Raw genomic sequence first — 22725 nt, 5'->3', positions numbered from 1 at the left:
CATAAACTGGGCCGTGCGAAACTGCTGACGACGCGTCTACATCTTTATTTGTGATGACTGTTGCAGGAGCATCGCAGTCGTCAGGGGGGTGATCGTTCGAGGCAATCCAGCAAAAAACAAAGAGGACGAGTATGCAAACCCCACAAACCGAACTGACTATTGAAGCATTTACCACTCTGCGCAATCTCTTAGAGCTTCGCGGGCCTTTTGCCCGCATGGGCAAACACGAACGGCAAGCCGCAGCCTTTGAGCTGGCCGATGCTATGCACAACTTTGATCCGACTAATGAGGTCACTTTGCCAATCGTCCGCAAGTCGTTACGCGATCTGGATGAAAGCTATCCCCGTTGTTTGGATCGCGCTCCGGGATTGCGTCATTTTTCGCAAGAGGATTTAGATTGATCCTGTAAAAAAGCTCAGCCGGAGCAATCGCCCCTGCCCCACCTTCACGACCCCATGTGGAGTTTTTGGAGAGTACCGCAAAGTGTGTACGCCTCCGGGGACGCAGCCCTGCTTGGCGAGTATCATTTAAGGAACGCCGCCTGACGCCGATCAAGAACCCAGGCGGTATTCTCAGAGCAATGACCAGGCGCTACGCCGTTGGAGATCTGCGGATTAAGGCCAGCCTCATCGCATTGGCAAAACGAGGGTCCTGAACCATGCAATTCATGAGGTGGCAAATTCTCCGCATCTGATGTGCTCAACTCTCCAAAACACTAGTTCCAATTTAGGGGCGACTGGTTTACCCCTGCTTAGGCTCGAAACGGACACTTGGCGTTGCAAATGTCTGAGCCTCCCTCACAACTTGCCGCCTACTGTGAGAGCCTGCGCTAACCCCTCAGAACTGCTTGGTCAGTCGCTCTTTTATCCACTGTTCCAGTTCATCTTGGCTGACATCGCCGGTAACCACATCAACCACCAGATCATCGATTCTGTCATCATCTCGGACGGCTAGTTCGTAGCCGCTGTTGGCACACAGAACTTCCATTGAAAGCCAGGCTGTGCGCTTGTTCGCGTCGTTAAAGCCGTGCGATGTTGCCAATCCATGCAGCAAAGCAGCCGCCTTGGCGTGCATCATGCGGTGATAACCGTGATACGGCCTGCCAATAGCCCCCAGGATGCTGTCTAGATTACTGATTCCGGGAAGCCCGCCGAATGCCTCTAGCGACTGTTCATGGGCTTCCAGAACGTCGCCGAGCTTCACCCGGTAGTGCCGTTTACCGATTAGCCAGTCGCTTAAGAGCGTCCCTGTTTGTGGTGATCGATTTCTTCACGGTGGAAGGCGCTGATTTGGAAGATGTGTAAACAGCCGCAGTTCCACCGTTCTTGCGAACTGTGAATTTGCCGGAGCTGGTATTTCGGCTCACTGTTGCACTGCTCTTCTTAGGCATTGCGCTGGTACCCTTTCATTACGTGATGTTACCACAAATGCACATCAACGACCAAGTTATCAAGCTTTCGTAAATCGGGTGTGACCTATAAGAGCGCCAAAACCCACAGCAGCGCCACAGTTGCGGCAATTCCAACCATGGCTATCCCCAAATGGGCTCAGAGCGGTCATCAGCAGTTGTAGGCAGTCATAGTGTCGGTTCGAACCGCATCAAGGGCGGCTCTGCGCAGTTTGCGGCCCGCTGCATGAGCGAAAGGCGGAAGTGGGATCAAGGGCAGCTTCGGGCTGATACTGTTGAAAAACTCCGATTTTGCGCAGATTCGAGTCCAAAATTTCTCGTAGAAGCCCGGTAGGATTATTCAGCTTAGGGTTCGGCCAAAATCTGACTCTGGCCGTCAGAGGGCATCTCAACAACTGTCATCGATATTGGCTTTGGACTTTATCGACGGATCGCCGGTTCGCAGAAAACTCGAACCTCTTGCATTTTTGAGTTTTTCAACACAATCGGCTCATTCTACCAATTCAGGCTTGTCGCAGCGAGGGTCGGATATGAGCCGATTCTGTGGAAAAACAACGTGTTGCGGACGCAGAAAGTGGTGTGCTGAACCGAGCGCGAGTGCCTTTCTGATCAGGCTTTACGTTGTCTTGGCCCCCTAAAACTGTGCCACAGTTGGCTTAGTTTTGGAGACGGGATTGATGGCGCGGAAACGGTATTCGGACGAAGATATTCTGCGGCTTTTGCGCGAGATTGAGCTGGGCCTGGCATCTGGTTCGGATGTCGCGACGGCGTGCAGAACGGCTGGTGTCAGTGATGCGACCTATTACACATGGCGCAAGCGGTTTGGTGGGATGGGACGATCTGAGATGGCCAATCTGAAGGCGCTGCAGAAAGAGAATGATCGGCTCAAGAAAATCGTGGCTGAGCTTGAACTGGACAAACTCATTCTCAAGGAGAGCCTTGATTATCTAAAGCCAAAGGCCTGACGGCAGACCAGCTTCGTCAGGCCGTGGTCCACACCCGACAAAAGCTGGCAACCTCTGAACGGCGCACCTGTCGCGTGATTGGATTGGCGCGGAGCACGCTGCAATACCGCGCAGCGCCAAAGGATGATGAGGCGTTACGTCTGGCGATGATCCGATTGGCCAAACGGTATGGGCGCTACGGCTACCGCAAGGTCGCCGAGCTGCTGCGTGTCGAAGGCTGGGCAGTCAATCATAAAAAGATCGAACGACTATGGCGCGAAGAAGGCTTGCAGCTCCCACAACGGCACAAGAAACGCAAACGGCTGTACCACAAGGACAGCTCGATCATCCGGCTCCGACCGCAACATCCCAATCACATCTGGAGCATTGACTTTGTCCACGACAAGCTGAGCAACGGACAGAGCTACAAGATGCTGACGGTGCTGGATGAGTATACCCGTGAGGCGCTCTGCGTAGCGGTCAAGCCGAAGATGAACAGCGCAGACGTGCTGGATGCGCTCTACCCACTCTTATTGCGGCACGGGAAGCCCGAACACATCCGTTCCGACAACGGCGCGGAGTTCATCGCAACGGCCCTGCAGACCTGGTTAAGAAAGGTGGGCATTAAGCCGATCCAAATCTACCCGGGATCACCTTGGGAGAATGGATACAACGAGCGCTTCAATGGCACTCTGCGCCGGGAAGTCCTCAACGCAGAATGGTTCCACACCACCAAACAGGCTCAGATCGTCATCAATACCTGGCTTAGACAGTACAATCGTGTCAGACCCCATCAGGCTCTAAACATGCGACCGCCCGTTCCAGAAACCTTGCTCAAAACTGGCCCATAGAATTGGGGCTGGACAGCGGTGCGGGAAAGATCTTGGCCAGTTTGCGGAGGTTCTGGGCGGTGGCGGCGAGGAGGAATTCGTCGTTTGCGCCGCATGGGCCACGTAATCGGAGCCGACCCAGGCCGAGAATGCGTTTGAGGTGGGCGAAGAGCATTTCCACCTTCTTTCTGAGCTTCATTGAGATGTCGTACTGGCGGGTCTTGGCAATGTCTCGAGCCACCTGGCGGGCGTCTTCTGTTTCTTCGCGGCTGATCTTGCGGGCATCCGCGTTGGGGCAGCACTTGGTTTTCGATGGGCAGACCTGACAGACCTCTTTCAGAGCGCGATAGCGAGCGGTGCCCTTGCCCGTCGGACCGCGGTTGGGGTCTGAGTAGTTGCGGCGGAACTGCTTGAGGGCGTGACCTTCGGGACAGATGTATTGGTCATTCTCAGCATCCCATTCGAAGTCGGCGCGGGTCCAGGTGCCGTCATTGCGACCGGACTTGTCGAACACCGGGATATGCGGCGCAATCTTGCGATCAACCAGCCAGCCCAGAAGTGGGCCGGTGCCATAGGCGGTGTCCGCGATTAGTCTCTCCGGATGCAGATCGAACCGTTCCTTTACTCGGTTCAACATGGTCTTGGTCGATCCGACCTCAGCCTGACGGATTGATCTGGTGGCTTCGACGTCGATGATAACTCCGTGATCTGTATCGATCAGGTAGTTGTCGGAATAGCTAAAGAATGCAGGGCCTTTGCGGGCTGCGGTCCATTGGCTCGCCGGATCGGAATGCGATGTGAACTTGGGCTGAACCTCGCTGGCAGCGCCGAACGCAGCCTCGTCCAGCGTGTCGAGATACTCGCGGACGGCGCGGGGCGCGTCGGTCGGATCAACGGTTGAGGCGTCCCACTCTTCCTTCGGCGTTGAGTTCTGCTTGTTGGCATCGGCTTCGATCAAGCTTGCATCGATGGCCATACGCTGACCGCTGACGAGGCCTTCCTCAATGCTGTGTGCCACGGTCATCTCGAACAGGTAGCGCAGCAGTTCGCTTTCGCGGAACCGCCCATGCCGGTTCTTCGAGAATGTGGAATGATCCGGCACACGGTCGTTCAGATCGAGCCGACAGAACCACCGATAGGCTAGGTTCAGATGAACCTCTTCACAAAGCCGCCGCTCGGACCGGATCCCGAAGCAGTAGCCCACGAGTAGCATTCGGATAAGCAACTCGGGGTCAACCGAGGGGCGTCCAGTATGGCTGTAGAACTCCGCCAGATGCGACCGGATGCTGCCAAGATCGACGAACCGATCAATCGAGCGCAGCAGGTGATCTTGCGGGACATGATCTTCCAGCGAGAACTCGTAGAACAACGCCGCCTGCGCTTCCTGCCTCGGTCCCATCATCGCCAATTCCTCCCTACAGGACGAATTGAATCAGCGACTTACCACTCAATCAACCAAGAGTTTTTCAACGAAATAAGCCCAACTTAACCGATGCTGCACCTGGCACGAATGTCTGTTTCAGTTTTTGCGGCCTCGTCCTTGAGCCACCCGATAAAGCGCGAGACTTGCGGTCGCGACCTTATCTCGTTTCGGACCTTGAACCGGTAAGGGTGTTTGGCCTGGAGGCTTTCATGCACAGGAAACGGAAGGCTCAGAGTTTCCGTCTCAAGCCCCTTTGACAGATTGGGCGACCAAAACACTAGATACATTGCAGTGCGCGGCTAACGGTCAGGCAAGCGCGACATAATCAAAACGCTAAGCGGCCTTATCAATGTGTCCGGCGAATGAGCCAGAAACTTCGCGAAATCCTTGATCGCCCGAATGTGCGACTTCCGAGCTTTGTCGCCCATCCCCCGGATGTGAATATCCTCCAACATCCGCGCACGCAGCGGGCTCATCTTCTCCTCTGTCATGAAATCCTCCTGTCATCAGATTGAGAAACCTCAATCGTCAGACAGGTTTGGCAGCTCTCAAAACGCAGCCAGATCTGGTATCAATACAAACGCCAACCACAAGCGCCATTGCCGCGACAGCGGCTTAGTCCATGGGCTCACTTTCGACCACTAGGGGAAGTCGCAGAGAAACTCCCTGGGCTTGGCAGGCTGCTCAAACCACTGCGCAACGAGGGCACATCGGTTTCACCGGAAACCGGATCCGTTTCTTCGTCTTTTTGGAGCGTACCAAACTTGACCACGGTGGTGGATTTCTCACCCTTGCAGACCTGCCCCCTCCGGCATCAGACCCGAGAAATGTTCGATTTCACACGTTCGAGCCAGTTGGGCCAAATTCTGCCTGATTTCTGCGCGCACGCCGGGCCTCTTGCACGCTCAAAAAATGGCAATGGTATATTCGCTCCTCAAAAAAAAGAGCGGGCCAAACGACCCGCTCTCAACGTTAACAGGTTAACTTTTACTCAGAAAGCGAATTGCGCCCCTAGGTCCGCGCGAAGCTGGCCGTCCTCGTCGCCGCTCTGGATCTGGCCGATTCCGCCGCGCAGCGATGCGCCGCCGCCCAGGTCGTACTTTGCGCCAACGCCAATGTTACGGGCGCCCGCTCCTCCATCACCGTAGGCGAATTGAAGCGTGGTTGCTGCGCCCAGACTGTAGGCACCTGACAAACCGTAGGCCACGCCGCTTTCTTCTTTGTCCACATCATCGTTTGCAATGAACAGAGAGCCTGAGACATCGCCCACTTCTGCGCCCAGCGTCAGAACAACCAGGCTTTCTTTTTCGCCATCGGTCGGCGCCTCTGTCTGACCATAGGCCAAAGCTGCGGTCACGTTGTTGAACGTGTAGGCCGCGCTGATGTCCCAGCGGTCCCGGTCTCCCTGGTCATAAGATGCGCTGACCGCCCCGCCGCCGATTGCATACTGGAAGAACACAGCGTTTGAACCAGCTCCGTCAGAGGAATAGCCAAGGAAATCGTAGTCCACTCCGCTATATTGGCCGAGGAAGCTTTCAAGACCCGGTTCGGTTCCATAGTAGTTGTCCAGGTTGTCGATTGCGCCCCCAACGTTACCCGCATCAACACGCAGGCCGCCATAGATGACTGAGAAACGCGCGCCGTTCAGACCGGCAGCCTTTTGTTCGCCGGTGTCGGCGTCCTCGTCAGCTTGCAGTCTCACACGGGCCGAGAATTCAACCCCGGTGTCGGTTTCCGTTTTGGCATCAATGTTCAGGCGAAAGCGTGAAACCAAAATAACGTCATCGGCTGTATCGCCTCGATCTTCGACATAGCCCAAGCCAAACCGGCCATAACCTCCGAATTTCACTTCGGCGGCTGCAACGCTTGCGGTCGCAATCAGCGCGGTTGATGTAAGTAGAATCTTTTTCATGTTTTCACCCGGTTTGTTGTGGTTGGTATTTCGGCACGGCCCCCCGTGCGCTGTGGTTAATGCCTTTTAAAACGCACCGGATCAACACAAAATCCGTATATTTAAAAACTCATCTATTTAAAATCCGTTTATTAAAGGCGAACGTTGTGATTCAGCAACAGACTTTAGCACTTTTGTCCTTGTCAGATTTAAAGCACTCGTTTATTTCTGCCGATGCGGGGCTCAGCACAACTCCCCCGCAAAGACAAATCGGGGAAAGACGATTTGTCAGGATGCGCGAGCGCGTTACCCCTCGGTTTCACGCTCGCGCACTTGCAAACAAGATTAGAGAAAGCCAGCCTGCAACTCGGCCTTTTTCGCCCTTCGCGGGGTCGATTACGGCTCGGTGCAAAAAAGCACTCTAAGGATTTTTTTGAATTAATTTCAAAGCCTAAAAAGTCCGAGAATTTAGAGCATTACATAAACTGGTCGAAAAATACCTATATTATTCAATAGCTTATTTTATCAACGTACAATTTAGCACTGAGCCGTAATCGACCCCATAATGGAGGTCTATTCAAGCTTGGGCGGGATAGAAGATGTGTTTCCAGCTAACCATTGTAAGTCTTGGGGCATAGAGTTCGAAGGCATTGCGGTTGGACTAGATGAGCAACTTCATTTCAATCGCTATCGGGGAATAACCCTAGAAGCGCCTTAGGCAGCATATTTGTCGCGCTAGAACTTGAACGTTAACTTTCTAATTTACACTCTATATTAGTGTCCTATAGAATAATTGATATGAGCTATCTTTCGATAGATTAAATCTATGAATATAGTCAACATGGCGTCCTCAGAATTCAAACAATTACGATGCGATTCAAATGTTGCAATTATTGAACGGAAAGCTATTCCAAAGTAGGGGTCGATTTGGGTAGGGGGCGAAATCCCCCTTTCTCATGAGCGTTTTTGGAATTCTCGACACGATGAGACTACCCCACTGGCGTGGGATGGTCAAAATATGTAGCCTGTGTAGGCGCTGGAGACGGTGGGCCGAACCGGTGGTTATCATACTCTCATCCGCGGGCTGGATACCGCCTGACCAAATTCGATACGGGTGACCTCTCTCTAAGATCGGATGTTTGTCCCAAAGGGTGTACCGAGGATTTCCCTATCACATGACCGTCATCTCCAGCGGACTACACAGGCAGGCTGCGCATTTCGATCAGGTGGCCAAAGGTGTTTTCCGAGCGATGTCCCAGATGAACCCGGCGAGTTCCCGAGCAATTGCTGCCAACACCCGTGGCTGCGGTTTGCCGGTTTGGCTGAGATCGCGATACCGCTTGCAAAGGCGGGTCTGCGCTTTCCAGCCGATATCCTTGATCTGTTGCGGCAGATGCGCGGACCGCTTCAGATACGGATGACCTTCTTTTGGCGGATGACGGTACGACCAACCTGCCTCAATCAACATCGTTCGCGCCAATGCATTGCCAGCCTTGGTTAGACGCCCTCGGCGTGTTGTGGATCCGCTAGAGTGCTCGCTCGGCACCAGACCCAACCACGACATCAACTGACGTGGATTTTGAAGCGGGTGATGTCGCCAATCTCGGAAACCACGGTTGCGGCAATTGTGGTGTTGACACCACGCAGTGCACGCAACGCATCTACAACCGGAGCGAAGGACCAGCCGGGGATCGCATCTTCGATGGCCTGATCTAGGGTCGCAACGCGGGCCTCTGCTTGGTTGATGGCGCGCTTCAGCTCTTCAAAAGCCAGTTGTTGATACGAAAACCGGAACCGTCGCAGTTCCGCAAGCCATCGGCGATGGCGTTGCCTCCAATAGCCCCCACTCTCGTATCGAAGCCCATGACGCAGCAGAAAGCTAAGCAATTGCTGTTTCGACACCTTCACGGCGTCCATCGCCTGCTTGCGGGTACGGATCAGGTCGCGCATGGCCTCCTGCTCCTCGTCTGGCGTCCAAATGGGTGTCAATTCACCTGCACGCCAAAGCCTGGCCAACATCTCGGCGTCTCGCCGATCTGTCTTGACCCGATCACCGGCCTTGCGAGGGATCATCGACGGCGAAACAACTGCGCATTCAAACCCGAGCTTTGTGAGGTGTCGGTGCAAGCCATAGCCGCACGGCCCAGCCTCATAGCAAAAAGACGGAGTGTGTCCGTTCTTGGAAAGCCTCTTCGTAAGACGTAGCACCGCATCAGCCGAATTGACGACGATCCCGTGAAATCTGATCTCACCGCTGCGACTGTCTTCGGCAACAGCGACTGCAATTGTATCTTTGTGAATGTCCAGGCCAACATAAAGCGTTTTGTTCATTTGCATTTCCTCCTTCGAACGTTCTTCTGTTCGTCGAGAAAAACACGGGCACCACGCACGTCGCAAAACACTCATCTGGTCTTAGCGTTTTCGATCCTTATCTGTCGCCACCGATATTCTCCCGTGAGAATAATATGCGCCCATCCGAGAGGTGAGACATGCGCGAGAAGGTATTCTGGCGTGTCGAGCGCTGCGTTTTTCCGTTGCGCAACCGCGATGCCAAGTTGCCTGGTATTCCAGTAGATGATGATGGCGGTCAGCAGATTGAGGCCTGCGATCCGAAAGTGTTGACCTTCTGTGGTTCGATCTCTGATTTCTCCTTGCCGCCCGATCCGCAGGGCATTCTTCAGGGCGTGATGCGCCTCACCTTAGTTGAGACCGATTTGGGCGCGTCGCTGCATGTCTGTGTCGAGCAGCCATTCGATGATGAACAATGTGCGCTCGATGCGCCCAATTTCTCTCAGCGCAATGGCCAGATCATGTTGCCGTGGCCGCGCTGCCAGTTTTTTCAGGAGTTGACTAGGTTGCATCCTGCCCGAAAGCATCGTCGCAATGCAGCGCAAAACATCAGGCCAGTTGGCTATGATTGTGCTTTCGCAAATGCGGTCACCTACCAAGCCCCTTAGCTCATTTGGGGCACTGCGCCGATCAAAGACATGAAGCCGCTTGGAGGGAAGATCCCTGATGCGCGGAATGAACATGTAGCCAAGCAGCGAAGTAACGGCAAATACGAGATCAGTGAAGCCGCCTGTATCGGCATATTGTTCCCTAACCCGTTTGCCCGTTGGGTTCATCAGCAACCCATCTAAAATATATGGGCCTCGTTCACCGTGGCAGGGATAACCTGCGTGGCAAAGGGGCCATATTGATCTGATACATGGGTATAGGCTTTCAACCCCGGCTCATGACCGTATTTTGCATTGATCAAATTCATCGCCTCGCCCTGTCGCGTGGTGGGGAAGAATTGCCCATCACTGGAAGCGGTTTCACCGCCACCCCAGTATTTTGCCATTGGTAGCTGTGCCTGCGCTTCGATCACGATGGCCAATGCCCGATTAATGGCCTCGCTTTCGACATGCCAGTTCGAGAGCCGTGCCAACTGAGTAAAACTATGCGTGCTACTGGCCCTGTCCAGCCCCAATTCTATGGGCCAGTTTTGAGCAAGGTTTCTGGAACGGGCGGTCGCATGTTTAGAGCCTGATGGGGTCTGACACGATTGTACTGTCTAAGCCAGGTATTGATGACGATCTGAGCCTGTTTGGTGGTGTGGAACCATTCTGCGTTGAGGACTTCCCGGCGCAGAGTGCCATTGAAGCGCTCGTTGTATCCATTCTCCCAAGGTGATCCCGGGTAGATTTGGATCGGCTTAATGCCCACCTTTCTTAACCAGGTCTGCAGGGCCGTTGCGATGAACTCCGCGCCGTTGTCGGAACGGATGTGTTCGGGCTTCCCGTGCCGCAATAAGAGTGGGTAGAGCGCATCCAGCACGTCTGCGCTGTTCATCTTCGGCTTGACCGCTACGCAGAGCGCCTCACGGGTATACTCATCCAGCACCGTCAGCATCTTGTAGCTGGACCTGTCACGGTTTGATGCCGCTCCTTTGATAGCATCTACTGCAGCAAAGGAGACTGACTATGGGACTGAAACGGACGGCCGAATTCCGGCAAGATGCGGTGCGTATCGCATTGACCAGTGGGCTAACACGCAAGCAGGTGGCTGATGATCTAGGTGTCGGGATGTCCACGCTGAACAAATGGATCACAGCGCACCGAGATACAGACGTGGTTTCCAAAGAGGATTTGAGCCTCGCTCAAGAGAATGAGCGACTTCGACGGGAGATCCGGCTCCTCAAGGAGGAGAGGGAAATCCTAAAAAAGGCCACCCAGTTCTTCGCGGGCCTAAAGCAATGAGATTTAGGTTTATCGAAGAACACAGAGCCAGCTTTCCAGCCAACCGGTTATGCGATGTCGTCGGTGTCAGCGCACGCGGTCTGCGTGCCTTCCGCAGCCGCCCTGCCAGTCGCAGACAGCGGTCTGATCTGGTCACGCTGGCGCATATCAAAGAACAGTCACGCCTCAGTTTGGGCAGCTATGGCAGGCCGCGCATGACTGAAGAGTTGAAGGAAATTGGTTTGGCTGTGGGGCATCGTCGCGTTGGTCGCCTGATGCGCCAGAACGGCATATCCGTGTTGAGAACACGCAAGCACAAGGTCACGACAGACAGCGATCACAAGTTCAATATCGCGCCCAACCTACTGGATCGGGACTTCACAGCGGATCAGCCGAACAAGACATGGGCTGGTGACATCAGCTATGTCTGGACCCGTGAAGGCTGGCTTTATCTCGCCGTCATTCTGGACTTGCATTCCCGCCGTGTGATTGGCTGGGCTGTTAGCAATCGGATGAAGCGAGACCTGGCCATCAGGGCGCTGAGAATGGCTATCGCCTTCAGATCACCACCGAAGGACTGCATCCACCACACGGATCGTGGCAGCCAATACTGTTCCCACGATTATCAGAAGATCCTGCGCCAACATGACTTCAAAGTGTCGATGAGCGGCAAAGGCAATTGCTATGATAACGCCGCCGTCGAGACCTTCTTCAAAACGATCAAAGCTGAGCTGATCTGGCGGCGGTCATGGCAAACCCGACGGCAGGCTGAAGCGGCCATCTTCGAATACATCAACGGCTTCTACAATCCGCGCCGCCGACACTCAGCACTGGGCTGGAAAAGTCCCGTCGCCTTCGAACGGAAAGTGGTTTAAACGAGCACTTGGAGCGGCACAAAAACGCGACAGGTCCAGCGTAGCCATGTGTGTCAATGAAAGTTCCAATATACCCGACGCGGGCCATGAACTCGGCGTCCAGATCAACAAACGGACGCTTGAGGAAGCGTGAAAGGAATGGGCCCGAGGAAGTTTTGCCGATCCCTCCTGGGCCAATGATGAAGACGTGGCGTGATCCTACACGCATGGTGTTTTGGTGCTCATCAGCCAAACACAACACCACTGTAAGCAGGCAGAGCACGCATTATTCAAATGATACAAATGTCTGGAAACTGAACTGTAAGAGACTGTGAACCCATTGAGGTTTTCAAGTTCTGCCGAAGAGTTTTTCAATATCGGCAAGTTTCAATTCCACATAGGTCGGTCGCCCATGGTTGCATTGGCCGGAATGAGGCGTTGCCTCCATTTCACGTAGCAGAGCGTTCATTTCTTCTGCGCGCATCCAACGCCCCGATCGAATAGATCCGTGACAAGCAACACGGCTCAGGATCGCGTCGATCTTAGCTTGTACGATTTGGCTTTCACCCTGGTCTGAGAGTTCGTCCAAAACGTCGAGAAGTAAGGAACGTGCATCGACTTCACCCAAAATAGCAGGTGTCTCTCGCACAGCGATGGCGCTTCCCCCAAATTGTTCGATGGTCAATCCCACACCACTGAGCTCCTCGGCCACTTCCATCAGTCGAGAGCAATCTTCCTCCGAAAGCTCCACGATCTCCGGAATCAAAAGCGCTTGGGCTGCGATGCCATCTTTCGCCATCTGGTGTTTAAGTTTTTCGTAAACCAGTCTTTCATGTGCCGCATGTTGATCCACGATCACCATGCCATCAGATGTCTGCGCGATAATATAGTTTTCATGCACCTGCCCGCGAGCAGCACCAAGCGGAAGGCTTTCTGTTTGCACTTCAGCTTCTTGGATAGGTGCTGGCTCAGATGCGGGAGAACTTTCTTGAACGCTGCGCTCCGGAGTGTTTCCACTCAGCTCATTGGCAAGGACTTCAAACGCGGGAGCTTGAGCCTGGAATGCCGCCGTCCGCGCCGCTTTGGATGGCCGATCCATTTGATAGACTCGGGCTGGGCCAGACCTAATTGGTTCTGGTCTCATTGCACCCAGTGTTGCATCAGAAACAGTGGTTGACGCCCTATGCCCTGCATCAGCCAGAGAATGCTTCAAAGCCGAAACGATCAATCCACGGGCCACACCGGGGTCGCGGAACCGAACCTCAGATTTCGCAGGATGAACGTTGACGTCCACCAGGGTGGGGTCGCAGTCTATGAAGAGTGCCGCAGCGGGGTGGCGATCGCGACTTAGAAAATCAGAATAAGCCGCCCGAAGCGCCCCTATCAACATCTTGTCACGTACCGGTCGACCGTTGACGAAAAGGAATTGCGCAACTGCGGCACCTCGGGAATATGTTGGAAGAGCCGCATACCCATAAAGCCGAAGTCCATCTCGTGTCGCATCGATCCGCAATGCGTTGTCCGCGAAGTCTTTGCCCAGCACCTTCGCAAGTCTGGCGTGCAGTGCGTCAAACAAGTCACCACTCTCACGATCTGCCCGGAAGACAACACGTCCCTCGCCTCCACCAGACACGTCTCGCAAGACAAACGTAATTGAGGGTTCGGTCATGGAGAGCCGCTTAACAACATCTGAAATCGCTTGTGCCTCTGCACGATCAGTACGCATGAACTTCAGGCGTGCTGGGGTTGCAAAGAACAGATCACGGAGTTCCACAACTGTGCCGGTGCGTAGGGCCGCGGGCTTTACAGCTTCCATGCTTCCGCCAGAAATGTGAATTGAGGCTGCTTCTCCATCTGCCACACGACTTGTGATTGTCAGACGCCCCACGGCTCCAAGAGAAGGCAGAGCCTCTCCACGAAACCCAAAGGTGTTAATGTTTAGTAAGTCGGATCCGTCAATCTTGGACGTTGCATGACGAGCCAAGGCTAACGGCAGATCCTCGGCCGGTATTCCGTACCCATCGTCAGTGACACGGATCAGTGTTTTGCCGCCGTCAGCAATATCGATTGTAATCCGGGTCGCCATCGCATCGATCGCGTTCTCGACCAGTTCCTTCACAGCCGACGCCGGGCGCTCGACCACTTCGCCGGCAGCGATACGGTTTATCGCTGCATCATCGAGTTGCTGGATACGTGGGGCAACTTTGGATTCGATACTTTCACTGATCATCTCGAAGGCTCCTGCAAAATTGCAATTCACGAAATTCCAATCTTGGAACGTTGTAGAACAAAGTAGAACAAAAGAGGAACTGTGGCAATCGTTTGTCCAAGACAGGGGTAGATTCCGACAGGGGGCTGGATCGTGACGTCAGACAATCCAGAAGCGGCGCACCAATTGGGCGATGCGGGCAATTACAAAAGGTAATCACACAGCATCCTCAAGAGCGGGCTTATTCCTCGCCAGTTCTTGAGTGAAACCCCGCATCTCGGGGCGTGCAGCCTGGTGGATGTACCGAAGCGCAACGACGTCGCGCTTAAAGTCGACATCCTCGATGGTCAGTGAGACAAATTCCTCGCTCCTTGGGATTGCCGTCTCGGGTAAGATCACAAATCCCTTCCCCAATCGCACCAACTCCAGAATCCACTCAGCCCGGTTGGAGCGATGGGTAAAGCTCATGGTGTTTTCACGATCTGTGCAGGAACCAAACAAGACTTCACGCATATCACGATCAAAACTGGCCAGCGCATCGTCACCCACCAATTCGCCCAGGTTTATGCTTTCACACTGGCTGAGTGGATGTGCAGAAGCAACAACAACACGGAAGTCTTCGCTATAGAGCGGCTCCACCTTGTAGAGTTCGGATGCAGCATCGGCCTTAGTTATTGCGATATCAAAACGACCTTCCCGAAGACCGTCTAATAGGGCGTTTTGTTTGTCGACTATGACCTCGAAATTAACTCCCGGTGCCCACGCCTGATGCCGCGTTACCGCGTCTGCTATTCTGACCAACCCGAGTCCTTCACCAACTCCCACACTGATGGGAACACCTTCGAGACGAACGTGACGTTTGGCATCTACCATCACTTTTTGAGTTTTCTGCAACACTTCCTTTAAGTACGGGTAAATGACTTCACCTAGCGGCGTCAAACGACTTCCGGCACGATCGCGTAAAAACAGCTTGCCGCCCAACTCGTCTTCCAGCTTCCGGATGGCTGTTGTGAGCGAGGGTTGAGAAACGTTTTCGGCTTGTGCTGCAAGAGTGAAGTTTCGATATTCAACAACTGCCATGAAATATCGAATTTGATGCATTTCCATGGATTCTGTACGCTCTCTCGTTGGCATAGCCAATGAAAGACTCGCACAAGAGACAGCTACATTAACAATAGTTATCAGCTATACTGCGATAGCGTATCGGTATTGAACTTCGAGCCCGACATAACGAGTAACGTGATGCGGCCTGCCGTCGGAAAAGTCAGCCGAAGTCGCGCGCGCTGAACCGGGCAAGTTCTTAAAAATGCTGTAGCCTGAAGTCGTTCATGCTGTATTTGGCACGTGAACCGCCGTGGTATTGGCGTTCAAACCTGAAGGCCCTGTAATCGTTGTTAGCCCATGTGAGCCAGTAGCTGCCATGGAGTAACGGCCTGTCTAGCTAAGTTGTCAGTTTGCAAAGCCTCATCGGGGCTCCCGGTTCCGCCAAAACCGCGAACAGGGTCACCCCTTCCAGGGCAGCTCCTACCACGTGATTAATCTTCACAACTTCAGCCAGAGTGCCTTTGTTCGCGATATCGTACACAACGAGTTGGTTGAAGGGCTGGTCTTCGGGCGCTGACTGAACCAGAACCGAAAGTCGGTCTTCAGACAGGGCCAGCGGCCCTCCCCCTACTATCTCGTAAGGTGAATGTCCCTGAACCATCAGGAGAGTCCGACCGTCAGCTGCAGCGAAACCGCCGCCGGCAGAGATCGCTACAGTCGAACCTTCCGCAGTAAGGTTCCCAACCGGCATTCTATTGAGCGTGGACAGTATGGAAGCATGCTGGATCGCTGTTCCCGCTCGCGGCATCAGCATCCAGATGTTCAGGGTATCCGCACTGGCAGCAATAGTGAACACGGATGCGCTGCCCGAAAGCTCTGCACCGAACCCTCGCATGTCCGACGGTCCGTGAATGAGATCAAGGGGTTCACCCTCTCTTGACCACATTTCGATGGCGCCGCGGGCCACGTGATGTAACCGAAGCAATCTACCATCAAGCTCGGGCGCTTCGAAGACACCAAAGGCGACGCCGTCAGCGTTAATGAAGACCGAATGACCGAAAGCTCGTTCTTTGTCTGACTGAACGTGCCAAAGCAACGCGCCGCTCGAGACATCAAAGGCATAAACTGCGCCGGTATGAAAAACCCCTGCCGGCTGCTCGACACCTGTACCATGGCTATCGATGCGGGCAGCACCAATTGCAACGATGTCACTATCAAGAGCCACAGAACGACCGAAACCGGGCCCACCGGCAAACACGTCGCCGCGTGGAAGATGCAGTTCAATGGTCTCCGAAAGATTGACCGAGACAATGAAGGCGCGTCCAATATCAGGAAACCCTACAGCCACATGTCCTTTGTCCACGACGATCTCGGCTGTCTGGACTTTGGAAGCATTGAAAGGGACAGGAAAATCCCAGCAGTCTGCTGATGCTTCAATAGCGATGAGGGGCATGAAGGCTACAGCAACAGTTTTGACAGGTCGCACCGCATCTCACTCTCACCTTATTGGCGATTTTTTAGCGATTACTTCGTTTATTGCCTGACACTAGAACCGGGTTGCAGTATTCGGAAATACTCCAATCCTATAAATAAATATACATCAGCTATGATTGGGTCTGCGCCTGGGAGGCTTCTGTTTTTCAGCGCGGCCAAAGCTTATCGGCAAAATTCATTTGGACAAACCAAAGAAGTTCGCCAATTGTTCCATATGACATCCTGGCCTAACCGAATCCCCTTCGACCTTCACAAACAACTTGAGTCCCACCGTGCCGACGACTGGCAAGCAGCTGTGCGTGCCTGGTCGAAAATCCACGGACTGAGGATTAAACTGCAATGGTGGCGCCGCCTGGAGCGTCGGATCGCAAAATTGTACGAACGTCGCTATACGGCTAGGTCACAGGATTACTGGGCCGAAATCAAAGAGTGGTTGGAACACCACGACGTGCCTGCACCGGACAGGTTGTCCGGATGGCCCGAACCGGGCGCGGACAAACACTAGGGCGAGTATGAGAAAACACAATTAGCTCCCAACATCCACCAATCAGGGTGATAGTATGCAAACAGGCTTGATTTTGCACGTTACGCAGTAGAACTATAGGTATACTCATTCGTTTCTTAGAAACGCATCCTAGCTGCTATTGAACCGTAGGGACCGGTGTTGGCCAGACCCGATCATCGCATACGATTTTTTAAGATCGAAATAAGGGATGAAGCTATTGAATCATCCGACTCGTCCTGCCCCTTTGGCAATAGCATCCAGGATCCACTCAAGTTGCTCCGCATCCGGCTTAGATCCGTCTTCCATTGATATCTTAATCGACCCTCCCCGCCCCGCTGTAATCGTCATTCCGTTCGACAGGATCGCCCTACCCTTTTCCCGAGTTGCGCTGACCCTTTCAGGTTTTTGAGGTTTAGCAGGCAAATCCGGGCGGCCAGCTTCAATCCATCTCTTTACCTTAGGGATTACCGCCCGAATATCTCTCAAAGGCATTGTGTAGATTTCGGATCCGGCAAACTCGAAGAGATCTTTCTCCATGGCTTTTGCATCTTTTGCTCTGGAAACGCGGTCTCGTGGGATCGACAGGAGATCGGCAATGTCTTGCTGTGATTTTTTGGGGAACGCATTGGCAATCTCGGCGATGGACAGCAATAGCTCCAGACCTTTTAGATCCTCACGCAGTGTATTCTCTCTGAATCTTTCAAGAAGATCATCCTGGCGCGGCGAAAGGTCATTTGTGTCCGCGGACACAAACGCCAGTACGTTGCGCTTTAGCTTGATGCATGCAGCCCGACGACGCCTGCCGGATTGAATGATAAAATTGAGGCCCTTTGGGGCCACATCTGTCTCTCCAAGTAGGAAAGCAAGGACATCAGCTTCGACCTCGCCTTCGTATTTAATTCGTACTCGAATAGGCTGTCTCTGCTCGCTTTCTCTAATGTCTTCAACCAGAGTTTCAAATCGATCTTCCGGCCCGTTCTCCAGAATGCGGTCCGAGGATACCTCATCAAAGATAAGGCCTGGATCGAGCTCCAATGGGACCTTGGAGCTCAGAATGGCCTCGAGTCTATCTTCGCGGCTCTTCTGGATAGATTGACTCAGCTGGGTGTTATCTTCCGACAGTTTGTTGTTCACGCTCGCAAGATTGCGGATTTCGTCTTTGTATGCAGCTGAGGAGCTTGCCTTTAGAGGATTTGCCGGGCGGGATTTAGGTTGTTTCTGTTCAGTTGTGTCCGCGGACACAACGGTGTCAGGTGCGGTCATTTTGCCAGCGGCGGGACCCATTGAAGGTTTGAATTTCGTCATCCCCATGCCTCCTCAATGAACTTCTCCTGAAAGCCTCGCTCTGGTAAATGTGGAAAGATCCTTCTACACAACGCGTCGTTCACCGCGTTGGCGTTTTCCAGGAAGGCTCTTGCGGATGCTTTCCGAGAAGCTGGCGGCGTGTATTCATAGATCGACTTATATTGTTCAGCCGCGTTGCTGATTGCGTCAGACCTCCAGTACCAGACTGGTAGCACCTTGTCCGGAGCACGCTGGTACATGTCCTGAATTTGGATCAAGTCCTGGTCATGTCGTTGTACAATGGTCGGAAGGACAACGTGACCACCTGAGCCCACTTTCAACTCCGGATCATAGGTATGGATGAAGTCCATGTAGTCGCTCAATCCATCGGCATAGGTCGTCAAAGTGGACAGGTCGAAGCCTCGCATTGTTTGGGGAATGATGAGTGTGTCCGCGGACACAACGCCATTTACCTGCATCAACGTGATACTTGGTTGCTGGTCGATAATGATAACATCAACGGTCTCTTCAAGTGCTCTGTGGTATGCCTCATAGTTGAAGCTCCCATCTTCATTGCGAAGGTCAGATGTTGCCGTCTTTGGGCCACACCCTGCATCCCAACGCGCAATCGCGTCCTTGAGAATCCGGTAGACTTTCTTGTGGTTGCCTTGCGACATGAAGAAGAGCGCAACGTCTCCCATAAGGATGTTTCCGCCGCCTGGGAGCAAGCGAATGCCTTGCCATGGGGTAGGTTGCCACATTGCCTCGAGCTCGTCCGGGCTGTGATTGGTTGGGGCAGGGGCCCCGGGATTCTCAACCCCCATGAAATCGGCAAGTGTTTGTAGTTCAGGATCGAAGAGCGGTGTATCTTCGCCGGCAAAATATAGGCTGATTGTGGACTGTGGGTCGGAATCGATTACGCCAACTCGAAGCCCATAAACCAAATGCATATACTGGGCCAAGTGTGCCGCTGTGAGTGACTTGCCAGTTCCGCCCTTTTGTGCACCTACACACACGACCTTAAGTGGGTCACCTGGCTGGCGCCAGTGGATATGCTGCCGCTTGAGATGTGTCTTAGTCCCCATCATCGCCCGGGCGAGCATGATCTCAGCTGGAGAAAATGTAACTTCACGACCAGATCTCTCACCTTCCGGGAAGCCATCTTCCGTCCGAGCTACGTGGTCAATGTACGTCTTGTCGACACCCAGGAGCTCAGACATTTCTCTTTTTGAGAAGCGGCGCGAAACCCGGTTGCGCATCGTTAGATCGCGCTGAAGGCGCGTATTCACGGCACCCATCACATCAACCATACCGTCGATAAATTGTTTGAAATCGCCTTGGTTTGTTGCGCTTTCTGAATTTGTGTCCGTGGACACAACGGCAATATCACTGCTCATAACGCCTCATCCTCTATGAGATCTTTGATTTGAGATTAGTCGCATTACGCAGCTTTATGCAACTCTTTTTGGGCTCTTTTCCACGAAACGTAATGCATAAAGATGAGTTTTTTCATTGCGGCTTCCGGGTTCTTGGCCTTTGCATCTAAAATCATTTTCTCAAACTGAAGCGGGGTAGGGGGCTTCTTCCAGAATGGTTTCCAGGTTGCGCGAATATCCTCCAGCAAGCTTCGAATTGATTCCTGACACATTTGTTTGACGTTGATTAATGACACCTCTTCTTCCAAGGCTTGTTGGGAAATCGCGACCTTCAAGTCTCTCCAAAGATGCTGAAGTTTGTGTTTTGTGTCCGCGGACACATCTGCTTCTCGATCTGGCGTAAAACCGATGAGTGCTTTCTCTGTTTGTCTGATCAGATCAGTTGTAACTGGACGGTTGAATTGTCCGTATGGTGTTCCTCGGGTGCAATCAGACCATTCTTCATAAACTGATTTTACTTCACACTTCTCCGCACTTGGCGGGGAGATAGTATGTGTATTTTGGATTTTGTGTATAGACGAAGTCGGGCGTTTAGCCTGCTGATTGCTGCGTTCAGTCTTTTGAACAGGCTTCACGACGTTTCTGGATCTAATGGAAATCCACTCCGCCCAAAAGGTGACCAGAAATTCGAGTTTATAGTCATATCCGGACGGCATCTTCCGACGAACTGTTTCGACTAGCCCAAGATCGCGCAGCTCTTTCAGGTAGGTAGAGATCGACCCCTTAGAACGTTGGATACGATCTGCCAAGTACCGTAGAGATGGCCAGGCATTCCCATTGCTGTCAGCAAGGTTGCACAAGTCGATCAGTACAGCCTTTGCGCCAGACGACATTGGAATTTCCAGAATTTGCGCAGGAATTGCGACAAAGCCTTTCGAAGGGTCAAGTTTTATAGCTGCTTTGGACACAAAACATCTCCTTTACCGCAATCCAAGCTGCAACTTGTCCTTGCGGTGGAAAACAGACCTTGCTATCCTGAAGTTGATGAAACAGTCAGGTTACTCACAAGGTGACTTTGATTTTAGAGGCCACTCAGCTGCAACTGAGTGGCTTCTCTCGTTTTTTGGGTGTCAGAAAATCATGTAGCTCGCCTCATTTTGCCTCATAGCCAGTATCGGCCTTATTCGTTCTTTTAACTTCATTTGTGCCCTAAAAAGGATGTATAAATCAAGAGTCTTAGAAGACTGGCTTGTAACCCATTGATTTTAAAATAGTTTAGTCATTTAACCCGCTGAATACATTAGACAATCCTTCAGGGATTTTTGACCACTAAGACCTAAATCAGAATCGGATTAGACACTAAATCAGTCTCTAACACTGATTTGATCTACTACATCTGCGACTCGAATTCGTTGCCAAGTAGGCAAAGTAGTTCTCTTGTTGAAGTTGTTCTGATGAACGACACACGAACCTGACCCTGCCCTCTTAGTCGCATCAGAGGATGTCCATTCCATCAGAACCATGTCGGGCCAACGGGTGCGACATAGCTTGAATTCCCTTAACTGGCTAGCTATATAGCTAGATATATATTGGAGACTCACATGGTCTGGACGCTTCAAGACGCCAAGAACAAGTTCTCTGCCGTGGTTGACGCGGCACTTGCCGGCACGCCGCAGGAAGTGAGCCGCCGCGGCAAGCCGGCCGTGGTGGTGGTGAGCGCCGAAGATTACAAACATCTAGTAGCGGATGCGGTGGAATCCCGCGAAAGCTTTGCCGAACATCTGCTGGCCTTTCCCGGCCAGGACGTAGACCGGGCGCAGGTCACACCACGCGACGCGACCTTCTGAATGTATATCATCGACACCAATGTGCTCTCGGCGGTTCGGCGGCCGGAAAGGGCCCCACAAGTGGCGACCTGGTTGCAGGAAAAGCTGGAGACCTCGCTCTTTCTCAGCGCGATCACTATCGGCGAGATCGAGCGCGGCATCAGGTTGCAGGACCGGCGTGATCCGAACTTCGCAAACGATCTGAGGCTTTGGCTCGATCGCACCACTCTTATCTTCGCCGATCGAATTCTGGATTTCGGTGCGGAAGAGGCGCGTATCTGGGGCCGGTTGAGCGCCAGTATCGGCCATACGGGCGCGGACCTGATGATTGCGGCCACCGCGCTGCATCACGGGGCCACGGTGGTGACCCGCAATCTGGAAGATTTTGCACTCACCGGGGTGGAACTGGAAAACCCGTTCTGAACGACCAAGGCAGAGGAGGCCGCGCAGGGGGCCTTCTTCAACAGCGCTCAAAAAATCAGTTGTTCTGCAGCAGACCCTAGACGCCTTCGTATTGAACACTACACATACCTGAGTGGCACAGAAAGAGATCAGTTTGTTCTGGCGCTGATGTCTGCCCGATGATGTTAAGCTGGATAAGGTTTGATCATGTACATCTATGGCTTCGATCACATCGTTCTCTGCGGTCACGACGTCGACGTCTCCCTAGAATTCTACGAGCGCGTTCTGGGCATGACAGTGCTCGAAGAGCGCCCGGGGAAGTGGTCGCTTCATTTTGGGTCAAACAAGATCAGTATCCAGGATGCGACCGATCTGCCCAAGCTCGCTGAGAAGACAGTTCCGGGCAGCGGCAATTTCTGTGTCCTGACCGAGTATCCAATGGAAGATGTCGTTGCTCAACTGCAGTCTCATGGTGTTGCAATCGTCGAAGGGCCTGCAGAGAAGTCCGGTGCGGTTGGCAAACTAACTTCGGTCTACTTTCGCGACCCAGACGGCAATCTTGTCGAAGTCAGCAATCGAGAATTATGAAAACTTGGTTGACGGGGCATTTGTAACGCGATCGACGAGATAGACTCCGATCCAATCGATGACTGGTGCCTGGAAGACCGTCTTGAGATGCTCACAGCTTTGAACTCTGACCCCGACGAAGAACAAAATCCCGAACAGGAAAATCGCCAGACCCACAACCTACTACATGGACGTTACCAAACGGAGCAGGAAAGCTTTCAAGTTCGTGACCAGTTAGGCGACTGAGAGACCTTTTTTGGGACGTGGCCTATTCCAGGCATACTAAACTGCCCCATCTGAAGTAGTTACTGATTTCGCGGCTCGGGCTGGAATACTACCAAACGCCGGCGCACACATCTTGTTGTTACTGGCTATCGTATCACCGGGCTCGGGCACATTTGAGACCCGGGGCGACGCCTTTGAGCCAGTACGCTCCAAAGACCGACTT

At 53.1% G+C, this 22725-nt stretch carries 19 protein-coding genes and 3 pseudogenes; 8 read left to right on the top strand and 14 right to left on the bottom strand.

Annotated features, from left to right (window positions below):
• Positions 1 to 131 precede the first annotated feature (131 nt).
• Positions 132 to 401: a hypothetical protein gene (locus tag ACR3ES_RS24150; protein WP_170438337.1), complete on the top strand. Its 270-nt coding sequence runs from the start codon at positions 132 to 134 to the stop codon at positions 399 to 401.
• Positions 402 to 837: 436 nt separating this feature from the next.
• Here the strand turns inward: ACR3ES_RS24150 and ACR3ES_RS24145 are convergent, their stop codons facing one another.
• On the bottom strand, positions 838 to 1203 hold the full coding sequence (locus ACR3ES_RS24145) for a type II toxin-antitoxin system death-on-curing family toxin (protein ID WP_170438335.1): 366 nt from the start codon (positions 1201 to 1203) through the stop codon (positions 838 to 840).
• A gap of 882 nt (positions 1204 to 2085) precedes the next feature.
• Here ACR3ES_RS24145 and ACR3ES_RS24140 point away from each other — a divergent pair.
• Positions 2086 to 3203 (top strand): annotated as a pseudogene (locus ACR3ES_RS24140) (IS3 family transposase).
• Here ACR3ES_RS24140 and ACR3ES_RS24135 read toward each other — a convergent pair.
• The 3 genes from ACR3ES_RS24135 to ACR3ES_RS24125 form a co-directional block, all read right to left on the bottom strand.
• Positions 3187 to 4584 (bottom strand): IS1182 family transposase, encoded by a 1398-nt coding sequence (locus ACR3ES_RS24135; protein WP_480425851.1) that lies wholly within the window; start codon positions 4582 to 4584, stop codon positions 3187 to 3189. The pseudogene ACR3ES_RS24140 and the gene ACR3ES_RS24135 sit on opposite strands and share 17 nt — an antisense overlap.
• Before the next feature lie 320 nt (positions 4585 to 4904).
• Complete coding sequence (locus ACR3ES_RS24130) at positions 4905 to 5096, bottom strand: hypothetical protein (protein WP_480425849.1); 192 nt, start codon at positions 5094 to 5096, stop codon at positions 4905 to 4907.
• Between the two features lie 500 nt (positions 5097 to 5596).
• The gene (locus ACR3ES_RS24125) at positions 5597 to 6517 is read right to left on the bottom strand and encodes a porin (RefSeq protein WP_480425847.1); all 921 of its coding nucleotides are present in this window, start codon (positions 6515 to 6517) and stop codon (positions 5597 to 5599) included.
• A 544-nt stretch (positions 6518 to 7061) separates the two neighbouring features.
• Between ACR3ES_RS24125 and ACR3ES_RS24120 the strand changes: the two genes are divergently transcribed.
• Positions 7062 to 7214, top strand: a complete 153-nt coding sequence (locus ACR3ES_RS24120; protein ID WP_480425845.1) for a DUF7255 family protein — start codon at positions 7062 to 7064, stop codon at positions 7212 to 7214.
• 504 nt (positions 7215 to 7718) lie between these two features.
• Here ACR3ES_RS24120 and ACR3ES_RS24115 read toward each other — a convergent pair.
• The 3 genes and pseudogenes from ACR3ES_RS24115 to ACR3ES_RS24105 all read right to left on the bottom strand — a co-directional run bounded on the left by ACR3ES_RS24115 (position 7719) and on the right by ACR3ES_RS24105 (position 10432).
• A pseudogene (locus ACR3ES_RS24115) lies at positions 7719 to 8827 on the bottom strand (IS110 family RNA-guided transposase).
• Positions 8828 to 8898: 71 nt separating this feature from the next.
• A pseudogene (locus ACR3ES_RS24110) lies at positions 8899 to 9926 on the bottom strand (Tn3 family transposase).
• Between the two features lie 44 nt (positions 9927 to 9970).
• Entirely contained in the window at positions 9971 to 10432 is a 462-nt protein-coding gene (locus ACR3ES_RS24105; protein ID WP_480425959.1) for an integrase core domain-containing protein, read from the bottom strand.
• Positions 10433 to 10461: 29 nt separating this feature from the next.
• Between ACR3ES_RS24105 and ACR3ES_RS24100 the strand changes: the two genes are divergently transcribed.
• Positions 10462 to 11591, top strand: a protein-coding gene (locus ACR3ES_RS24100; RefSeq protein WP_480424262.1) for an IS3 family transposase whose coding sequence is annotated in 2 segments (ribosomal slippage) — positions 10462 to 10705 and positions 10705 to 11591 — 1131 coding nt in all. Because the reading frame shifts where the segments join, the coding sequence is not laid out codon by codon here.
• Here ACR3ES_RS24100 and ACR3ES_RS24095 read toward each other — a convergent pair.
• The 4 genes from ACR3ES_RS24095 to ACR3ES_RS24080 form a co-directional block, all read right to left on the bottom strand.
• Positions 11509 to 11799, bottom strand: coding sequence for a shikimate kinase (locus ACR3ES_RS24095; protein ID WP_480425843.1), 291 nt, complete (start codon positions 11797 to 11799; stop codon positions 11509 to 11511). The two genes, ACR3ES_RS24100 and ACR3ES_RS24095, sit on opposite strands and share 83 nt — an antisense overlap.
• Positions 11800 to 11919: 120 nt before the next feature.
• On the bottom strand, positions 11920 to 13800 hold the full coding sequence (gene mutL / locus ACR3ES_RS24090) for a DNA mismatch repair endonuclease MutL (protein ID WP_480425841.1): 1881 nt from the start codon (positions 13798 to 13800) through the stop codon (positions 11920 to 11922).
• A 195-nt stretch (positions 13801 to 13995) separates the two neighbouring features.
• On the bottom strand, positions 13996 to 14886 hold the full coding sequence (locus tag ACR3ES_RS24085) for a LysR family transcriptional regulator (protein WP_480425839.1): 891 nt from the start codon (positions 14884 to 14886) through the stop codon (positions 13996 to 13998).
• 334 nt (positions 14887 to 15220) lie between these two features.
• Entirely contained in the window at positions 15221 to 16309 is a 1089-nt protein-coding gene (locus ACR3ES_RS24080) for a hypothetical protein (protein ID WP_480425837.1), read from the bottom strand.
• A 222-nt stretch (positions 16310 to 16531) separates the two neighbouring features.
• Here ACR3ES_RS24080 and ACR3ES_RS24075 point away from each other — a divergent pair, with 222 nt between their 5' ends.
• On the top strand, positions 16532 to 16822 hold the full coding sequence (locus tag ACR3ES_RS24075; protein WP_480493683.1) for a hypothetical protein: 291 nt from the start codon (positions 16532 to 16534) through the stop codon (positions 16820 to 16822).
• A 222-nt stretch (positions 16823 to 17044) separates the two neighbouring features.
• On the opposite strand, the gene ACR3ES_RS24070 is transcribed toward ACR3ES_RS24075, so the two are convergent.
• Genes ACR3ES_RS24070 through ACR3ES_RS24060 form a run of 3 tightly spaced genes read right to left on the bottom strand, consistent with a single transcriptional unit; the run spans position 17045 to position 20450 of the window.
• On the bottom strand, positions 17045 to 18127 hold the full coding sequence (locus tag ACR3ES_RS24070; protein WP_480425835.1) for a hypothetical protein: 1083 nt from the start codon (positions 18125 to 18127) through the stop codon (positions 17045 to 17047).
• A complete protein-coding gene (locus ACR3ES_RS24065) occupies positions 18124 to 19503 on the bottom strand; it encodes a ParA family protein (RefSeq protein WP_480425833.1) in 1380 nt (459 codons plus the stop codon). The genes ACR3ES_RS24070 and ACR3ES_RS24065 overlap by 4 nt, the downstream gene beginning before the upstream one ends.
• A 44-nt stretch (positions 19504 to 19547) precedes the next feature.
• Entirely contained in the window at positions 19548 to 20450 is a 903-nt protein-coding gene (locus ACR3ES_RS24060; protein ID WP_480425831.1) for a helix-turn-helix domain-containing protein, read from the bottom strand.
• Between the two features lie 633 nt (positions 20451 to 21083).
• Between ACR3ES_RS24060 and ACR3ES_RS24055 the strand changes: the two genes are divergently transcribed.
• The 3 genes from ACR3ES_RS24055 to ACR3ES_RS24045 all read left to right on the top strand — a co-directional run bounded on the left by ACR3ES_RS24055 (position 21084) and on the right by ACR3ES_RS24045 (position 22298).
• Positions 21084 to 21329 (top strand): type II toxin-antitoxin system Phd/YefM family antitoxin, encoded by a 246-nt coding sequence (locus tag ACR3ES_RS24055; RefSeq protein ID WP_480425829.1) that lies wholly within the window; start codon positions 21084 to 21086, stop codon positions 21327 to 21329.
• Positions 21330 to 21731: a PIN domain-containing protein gene (locus tag ACR3ES_RS24050; RefSeq protein ID WP_480425827.1), complete on the top strand. Its 402-nt coding sequence runs from the start codon at positions 21330 to 21332 to the stop codon at positions 21729 to 21731.
• 186 nt (positions 21732 to 21917) lie between these two features.
• Entirely contained in the window at positions 21918 to 22298 is a 381-nt protein-coding gene (locus tag ACR3ES_RS24045) for a VOC family protein (protein WP_480425957.1), read from the top strand.
• Positions 22299 to 22725: the final 427 nt, after the last annotated feature.

The sequence above is a fragment of the Ruegeria sp. B1 genome (genome assembly GCF_056535885.1).
Note: the sequence above shows the minus strand (reverse complement) of the source record. Positions and strands in the feature narration are given on the sequence as shown.

What these genes read in the sequence shown, in the direction of transcription:
- ACR3ES_RS24150 (WP_170438337.1), top strand. Translation starts at nt 132, where the DNA reads ATGCAAACCCCACAAACCGAACTGACTATTGAAGCATTTACCACTCTG.
- ACR3ES_RS24135 (WP_480425851.1), bottom strand. Translation starts at nt 4,584, where the DNA reads ATGATGGGACCGAGGCAGGAAGCGCAGGCGGCGTTGTTCTACGAGTTC.
- ACR3ES_RS24130 (WP_480425849.1), bottom strand. Translation starts at nt 5,096, where the DNA reads ATGACAGAGGAGAAGATGAGCCCGCTGCGTGCGCGGATGTTGGAGGAT.
- ACR3ES_RS24125 (WP_480425847.1), bottom strand. Translation starts at nt 6,517, where the DNA reads ATGAAAAAGATTCTACTTACATCAACCGCGCTGATTGCGACCGCAAGC.
- ACR3ES_RS24120 (WP_480425845.1), top strand. Translation starts at nt 7,062, where the DNA reads ATGGAGGTCTATTCAAGCTTGGGCGGGATAGAAGATGTGTTTCCAGCT.
- ACR3ES_RS24095 (WP_480425843.1), bottom strand. Translation starts at nt 11,799, where the DNA reads ATGCGTGTAGGATCACGCCACGTCTTCATCATTGGCCCAGGAGGGATC.
- mutL (WP_480425841.1), bottom strand. Translation starts at nt 13,800, where the DNA reads ATGATCAGTGAAAGTATCGAATCCAAAGTTGCCCCACGTATCCAGCAA.
- ACR3ES_RS24085 (WP_480425839.1), bottom strand. Translation starts at nt 14,886, where the DNA reads ATGGAAATGCATCAAATTCGATATTTCATGGCAGTTGTTGAATATCGA.
- ACR3ES_RS24075 (WP_480493683.1), top strand. Translation starts at nt 16,532, where the DNA reads ATGACATCCTGGCCTAACCGAATCCCCTTCGACCTTCACAAACAACTT.
- ACR3ES_RS24070 (WP_480425835.1), bottom strand. Translation starts at nt 18,127, where the DNA reads ATGACGAAATTCAAACCTTCAATGGGTCCCGCCGCTGGCAAAATGACC.
- ACR3ES_RS24065 (WP_480425833.1), bottom strand. Translation starts at nt 19,503, where the DNA reads ATGAGCAGTGATATTGCCGTTGTGTCCACGGACACAAATTCAGAAAGC.
- ACR3ES_RS24055 (WP_480425829.1), top strand. Translation starts at nt 21,084, where the DNA reads ATGGTCTGGACGCTTCAAGACGCCAAGAACAAGTTCTCTGCCGTGGTT.
- ACR3ES_RS24050 (WP_480425827.1), top strand. Translation starts at nt 21,330, where the DNA reads ATGTATATCATCGACACCAATGTGCTCTCGGCGGTTCGGCGGCCGGAA.
- ACR3ES_RS24045 (WP_480425957.1), top strand. Translation starts at nt 21,918, where the DNA reads ATGTACATCTATGGCTTCGATCACATCGTTCTCTGCGGTCACGACGTC.